Here is a 5,682-nt window from a genome sequence, read left to right as displayed (position 1 = left end):
GTACTTGCTCAACCCGGAGCTGGTCCTCGACGAGGTCAGGCACGCGGCCGACGAGATCGAGCGGCAGGAGATCGACTACCGGATGCGCGCCCTCCACGAGGACAGCATCGAGGTGCGCCGCAAGGCGCGCTTGCTCGCCGAGGTCGCAGCCGAGCGTGAGGAGGCGCGCGTGCAGCAGGCGCGGAGCGCGCGGGTCAGGGCGGAGTTCGCGGCGAACGCGCAACCGAAGAAGTTGAAGGGCGCGCTTGCGACGGCGCCGTCGGTAGGGAGATCAACGTGAGCAACGTCGAGTTGTGCGGCCGCTGCGACGGTCTTGTGTTCTGTCATTGCAACGCACCGCCTCGCAGGCGACAGGTCCCCTACTACACGCAGACCGCCACGGGCTTCGAGCGCAATGCAGCGCTCGCGGGTGGTCCCTGCAAGCTCCTCTTTTTGCATGTCTACGTCGACGCCGACGCCGGCGCGCCGCTCTACGTGCTCGTCACGACGCTGGTCGGCGAGGGCGCCAGTCGGGAGACGATCGCGCTCACGAGTCCATCGATCGCGGTCGGAACGTCGTACACGTTCCCGCTGCCAGCGTGTGGCATCCCGTTCGTTGACGGGATCGTCGGGGTGCAGTCGTCGACCACTGGCGACGCGCTCACCATGCCGAGCGGCGAGTTCGTCCGAATCACCGCGGTCATCGAAGTCGACTGCTGACCACCGCTTCATCAATCACATCGCATCGCGACAGCACTCACCGGGGATCCACGACACGCGCGACACACGAAAGCCCACCTCACCATGTTCCCGTTCCTCCTCGTCTCCTTCCTACTCGTCGGCGGCTTCGCGCTCGCGAACCGCGCTGGCACCAGCGGCGCGACCAAAGCGCCGCCGACCATCACGGAGCGCTCGCTGGTCATCGACTCGCGCATCGACCGGAGCAGCATGCTCGACAAACTTTCAACTGGCCGCCGAGTCGCCACGATGAAAAACGTCATGCTGACCGAGCGAGACCCCGAGCCATTTGCGGATGACCTCTTCTCAGCGCTCGGCAGCGCGATGCCCGCGAGCGCGGTCGACCCTACATTCGGTCCGCCGCCTGCTGGATGGCCGCGCGCCTACAACATCTGGAACAACGCCGCGTTCGTACAGCCCGGTACCGGGCTCGAATATCTCGCAGACGTCCCGGCGACGGCGGAGGCTCGCGTCGCGGCGATGATGGCGCGCGTGGCCGCGAACCCGGCGCCGACGGCTGACATGACGCGTGCGCCGACGACGCTGTTCGGAGCACTGCAGCAGGCCTCGGCGCTGTCGATGAGCAAGCTCGCAACGTCGGTGACCGCGAAGTTCTCCATCGGCGCAGACGCCTGGAAGATCGGCGAACAGTTTGGCGTCGGCGAGCAGACGGCGCAGTCCTGGATCAAGTCGATCAGGACGGCGAGTAAGCAGTCCGACAGCGTGAGGTTCCTCGACAGCGCAATCAAAACGGTGAAGCCGGTCGCAGACGCGCTCGGCATCGCGCTGCGCGCCGCTGCTGACGAGCGGCCCCCGAGCGACGTTGCGATCGAGAGCAGCCTCGCGCTCATCTCGATGGCGATGGGTGCGGTCCCCATCCTCGGCCAGCTCTGGGGTGCCGGTCTCTCGCTCGCCAACGGTGCGCTCGATGCGACTGTCGCCGACCGCGATGGTCGATGCGCTGGCATGGTCCGGACGATTCGCGATGCGCGCTCGGCATCACTCGATGCGGGATTCCCCGCGCCGCTCCACGCCGAGTCTACGTATTCGGCAGCGTGCCCGGTGATCGGAAAGTATTCCGCGGCTGCTTATCGCGATGAGCCGGCGCAGGAGTCGTTGCTCGCGCTCTACCGCGAGTCGTATGCGTACTTCTCGGCCACGGCGAGACCGCTGACGACCATGGGCGCGCCCGAATGGGGCTCGCGTGGACTATCGATCGAGGCGCAGGCACACGTGCGTCGTTGGTGGGCCGTCGCGCTCACATTCATGTCGGACCCGCGCGTCGCCGATGTGTTCTGGGCTCTCGGTCGCGACTCGCAGGGCGGCACGCTCGCGAGCGACGAACAGGTCTTGTTGGTCGCAGCGCCGATCGCGGTCGCCAACGGCGTCGCGGTCGAGGTGCTTGCTCGCGAGCTGTGGAGGCGGTCACGCGGGTGGCGCGCGGTGGGTGAGGAGTCGATGGTCCATACGAAGCTGCAGCGGTCGAGCATCTCGTACAACTCAGACAACGAGCCGATCATCTCGATGCAGGTCGTTGTGCCCGACGTCGTCGCGAACTCCTGGCAGGCGCAGTGGGCCGCGCTCTCGCGCGATGCATTCGAAATCGTGAAGTCGATGCCACGCCCCGAGCCGGCGGTCATGAGGATGGCACTGGTCTCGGGTAGTCAGAGCGCGTCGAGCGCAGAGGAGACGGGGTCATGACCTACAAGATCCGAATCAGCGACGCGGACCTCGCCGAGTACGAGCTGGCGATGCTCGGCCCTCGCGCCGGCGGTGCGGTGGTCGGCGCGTACTGGAGCGAGGCGAGCATCGTCGCCAAGAAGAACGCCATCGAGGAAGACTTGCTCGCCCTCGAACAGGCCTCGAAGGCGCAGTACAACGCGCTCATGGCGGTGCAGAAGAGCAAGCTCGCCTCTGGTGTGTGCACCGGCATCGTCAACCCGCTCACGGGCTACAACGATTGTCTCAGCGCCGCCGACGTGAAGTACGTGGCGTGGCGCACGCAATTCACGAGCTGGCAGTCCAACTGGTCCGAGTACAAGCGCGGCGGCATCAGCAGCGCCAACTCCGGACAGCTCGACGTCTTCGACGCGCGCCTCAAGGTTTTGCGAACGTCGTTCGAGGCCCTCACGGGCATGCATCTCGCGGTCGCTGCGAACCCGAGCGAAGCCGACGAGGCCGGCGGTGCGCCGGTGACGGGCGCGGTCACCATGCTTGTGTGGCTTGCCGGCATCGGCTTCGTCTTGTGGTTCGGGCTCGGGTTCGTGGTGCCCGCCCTTGTCGGCGCGGCGGCGACTACGCGTGGCAGCTACCGCGCATTGAGGGGAGCATGAGCGCGAGCAGCTGCTGCGCGCCGCCCTCGGTGACATGCGTGACCTCCACCAGCTCCGCGGCGACACCGCCGGCCGAGCTGCCGCGCGTCGAGGTGGTGGAGCGACCGCGCTGCAGCGTCTGCGAGCGACGGCGGGTGTCGCTGAAGTTCACTCGGTCGATGATCTGCGCGCCATGCGCGCTGATCGCCATCGAGGGAAACGAGGCCCAAAGCCGATGGATGGCGGGGCGGTGATGATCCCCGAAGTGCTTGTTTTCCCGAGCGAATGCGTCGCGCGGGTCTGTATGACGTGTCATACGTGCAGTGTGCACGCTTGACGCGTGACGGTCGCGCTGGGACAATCAGCGGGTGAGGTAGTCAACCGACTCGTCGCCGCGGCGACAAAAAGCAACGAAGAGGTCTCTTTCTTTTCGACGGAAAGACCTCTTCGGAGCTGCTCACGAGGAGAAAATCTGTGCCCGAAAATTCCCGCAGCAGCTGCTGCATAGAATACCAGTTCCAGCGCCCCGGGCAAGACCCCGGAGCGCGTCCCACAAATCACACGGAAATCACGCCGTGTGACAAGCCCGCCAGGCTCTCCGGCGCCGGCCTCTACCGTGACAAGTACGCCACGCGAGTCTTCGAGAGACTCGTCCAGGGCGGTGTCCCCGTCGACGCGGCCTATGACTTCGTCCAGCGCGCCGAGTCGCTCATCGACTCCGAGATCGCTGCCGGTCGTACACCCGAGGACGTCGCGATGGTGATGCTCGCGACCCACGAGGTCGCGAGCGTCTTCGTCCGTCGCGTGTCTCGGACGCCGATGGTGATGGTGATGCGCCGTCCGATCCGAGCGCGGGGGCGTACTCCTCGCCGCGGTCGACGAGCTGTTCGCCGCGTTGCACGCGCGGCGTCGAGTGCCGGCGCCGGCGCGGACGGCCCAGCACCAATAGTTGCTGGTCGTTCGGGCGCGTCCGCGTCCGTCTCCATCGCCGCGTCGCGAGCTGGTCTCGCGTGTGCGCTGGTGGGCTCCTGTGACTCCGTAGAGGACGAGAGCGATGCCCGCGTGGGCGTCGCGACCGATGCCGGGCTTGCTCCGGCAAGGAGCGCTCAATGAGCGCGTGCAAGTACATCGCGATCGTCGAGATCGAGCGCACCGATTGGCGGGGTCGCGTCGGCTATCGCGCGCGTCATCAATCGCCGCCGATGCACGACCCCGAGTGGGCGAAGTCGGTGGCGATGAGCCTCGCGCTGAGGAGCGGCGGAGGCGATCCGGCCCTCCCTAATGGGAGTTCAAGGTGCGTCGCGGTTATCCGCAACTGCGACGAGTCGGAGCCGAGGCGCGCGCGCGAGCGCCGGCGCATCGAGGTCGCCGCCGCGAACGACAACAGCAGCAGGGCACGTAGGAGGGTCACGCCGTGAGCGCGAGAAAGAAGCCCAAGGGCGCGAAGAAGATGACGCCCGCGGAGAAACGCAAGGCCACGCTCGCGCGCAATCGCCGGGCTGCCGAGCGTGCGGCTGCTCGCGAATTTGCTCGGCGCAGCGAGGCGGCGAAGAGGGGCGCGGAGACGCGGCGGAAAAACCGCGAACGTGAGGCGCGTGAGGAGAAAAAGCGCGAGCGTGAGGCCAAGGCACTCGCAGAGGTTCGTCGCGTCGAGAACGCGAAGAAGAACGCGAAGAAGACCTCGAAGAAGACCTCGAAGGTCGAGCAGCTCCAGCGCGAGGTCGCGGCGCTCAAGAAGAAGCTCGAAGAGCAGACCAAGGCGCTCAAGCAGCCCGCCAAGCAGCCCGCGAAGACCGAGGCCGACATCGCGCGCGAGCGCGCCGAGGCAATTCGCCGGCAGGAGGAGGAGGTCCGCAAGCGCTTCCCACCGCCGAAGCCCGAGCCGACGAAGCCGCGCAAGCCCGCCGAGCCCATGGAGGCGCTCGCCGAGGAGTTCAACGAGCTGCTCGTCGACGCGATTACGAAGGGCAAGCTCCGCCACCCGACGAACTTCGGTACCCTCGTCGAGGGGCGCGTCGGTCCAAACCACAAGTGGCGCGAGAAGGGCGACGACAATCTCGATCGTCTCGTCGGGTCGGCCAGCCACAGCGCGAAGATGGGGCGTCTCGGCAAGCTGACGCCGTCATCAATCGAAGAGATCTCCTACGAGATCAACGCGCTCGCGGCGTCACTACTGCACGAGGCTCGTCGACGTGGGTGGCAACGCCCCGACATCCACGCGCGCATGCAAGTTGTGACGCTGGGCAGTGGCGATGGTGACGAGCGCTACGGCTACGACGCCAAACCGATCGCAACGCGTGGTGGTGCGGTCGCTCGTCGCCGGTACTTGCCGACGGGTCTCGCGGGGTCGCTGGAGGTCTTCGATTTCTTGCTCGGTAGGGTGCTTCACGCCGCGCTCGGCACGAAGACGCTCATCGTCCACATCCACGACGTTCTGGTTTGGGTCACCGACCGACAGGAGACGGCAACGTCATGACATACGAGTACCGCCGCACGATGTCTCCGCACTTCTTCGGTCGCTCAAAGCGCATGCGTTCGCGCGCCGTGACGCGCTACCGCCACGTCGCGATCGACACCGAGGTCAAGGAGGGCGACACGCAGTCGGGTGGGTGGGACCGCGTGTTCCTCGCCGCTGTCAATGACGGCGTGAACG

The 5,682-nt window shown here is 66.7% G+C and carries 7 protein-coding genes and 1 pseudogene; 7 read left to right on the top strand and 1 reads right to left on the bottom strand.

Translation table 11 applies throughout. The features are described from left to right. The 4 genes and pseudogenes from ACLL97_RS18320 to ACLL97_RS18305 form a co-directional block, all read left to right on the top strand. Nucleotides 1–280: pseudogene (locus ACLL97_RS18320) on the top strand (hypothetical protein); the annotation flags it as partial. After that, nucleotides 277–699, top strand: coding sequence for a hypothetical protein (locus tag ACLL97_RS18315; protein WP_411281923.1), 423 nt, complete (start codon nt 277–279; stop codon nt 697–699). The pseudogene ACLL97_RS18320 and the gene ACLL97_RS18315, both read left to right, overlap by 4 nt. A gap of 84 nt (nt 700–783) precedes the next feature. Continuing rightward, nucleotides 784–2,418 carry a hypothetical protein gene (locus tag ACLL97_RS18310; protein ID WP_411281922.1) on the top strand — a complete coding sequence of 545 codons (1,635 nt, stop codon included), beginning with the start codon at nt 784–786 and terminating at the stop codon, nt 2,416–2,418. Then, complete coding sequence (locus ACLL97_RS18305) at nt 2,415–3,050, top strand: hypothetical protein (protein WP_411281921.1); 636 nt, start codon at nt 2,415–2,417, stop codon at nt 3,048–3,050. The genes ACLL97_RS18310 and ACLL97_RS18305 overlap by 4 nt, the downstream gene beginning before the upstream one ends. Here the strand turns inward: ACLL97_RS18305 and ACLL97_RS18300 are convergent. Beyond that, on the bottom strand, nt 3,013–3,345 hold the full coding sequence (locus ACLL97_RS18300) for a hypothetical protein (RefSeq protein ID WP_411281920.1): 333 nt from the start codon (nt 3,343–3,345) through the stop codon (nt 3,013–3,015). The two genes, ACLL97_RS18305 and ACLL97_RS18300, sit on opposite strands and share 38 nt — an antisense overlap. Before the next feature lie 793 nt (nt 3,346–4,138). Between ACLL97_RS18300 and ACLL97_RS18295 the strand changes: the two genes are divergently transcribed. The 3 genes from ACLL97_RS18295 to ACLL97_RS18285 form a co-directional block, all read left to right on the top strand. Then, complete coding sequence (locus tag ACLL97_RS18295) at nt 4,139–4,447, top strand: hypothetical protein (protein WP_411281919.1); 309 nt, start codon at nt 4,139–4,141, stop codon at nt 4,445–4,447. After that, on the top strand, nt 4,444–5,505 hold the full coding sequence (locus tag ACLL97_RS18290) for a hypothetical protein (protein WP_411281918.1): 1,062 nt from the start codon (nt 4,444–4,446) through the stop codon (nt 5,503–5,505). Before ACLL97_RS18295 ends, ACLL97_RS18290 begins: the two co-directional genes overlap by 4 nt. Continuing rightward, nucleotides 5,502–5,682 (top strand): hypothetical protein (locus ACLL97_RS18285; RefSeq protein WP_411281917.1); only part of this gene is annotated, 181 nt, incomplete at its 3' end. The genes ACLL97_RS18290 and ACLL97_RS18285, both read left to right, overlap by 4 nt.

This window comes from Gemmatimonas sp. (assembly GCF_046594945.1).
GTDB lineage: Bacteria > Gemmatimonadota > Gemmatimonadetes > Gemmatimonadales > Gemmatimonadaceae > Gemmatimonas.
The sequence above is the reverse complement of the archived record's forward strand: the minus strand, read 5'-3'. Positions and strand labels throughout refer to the sequence as shown.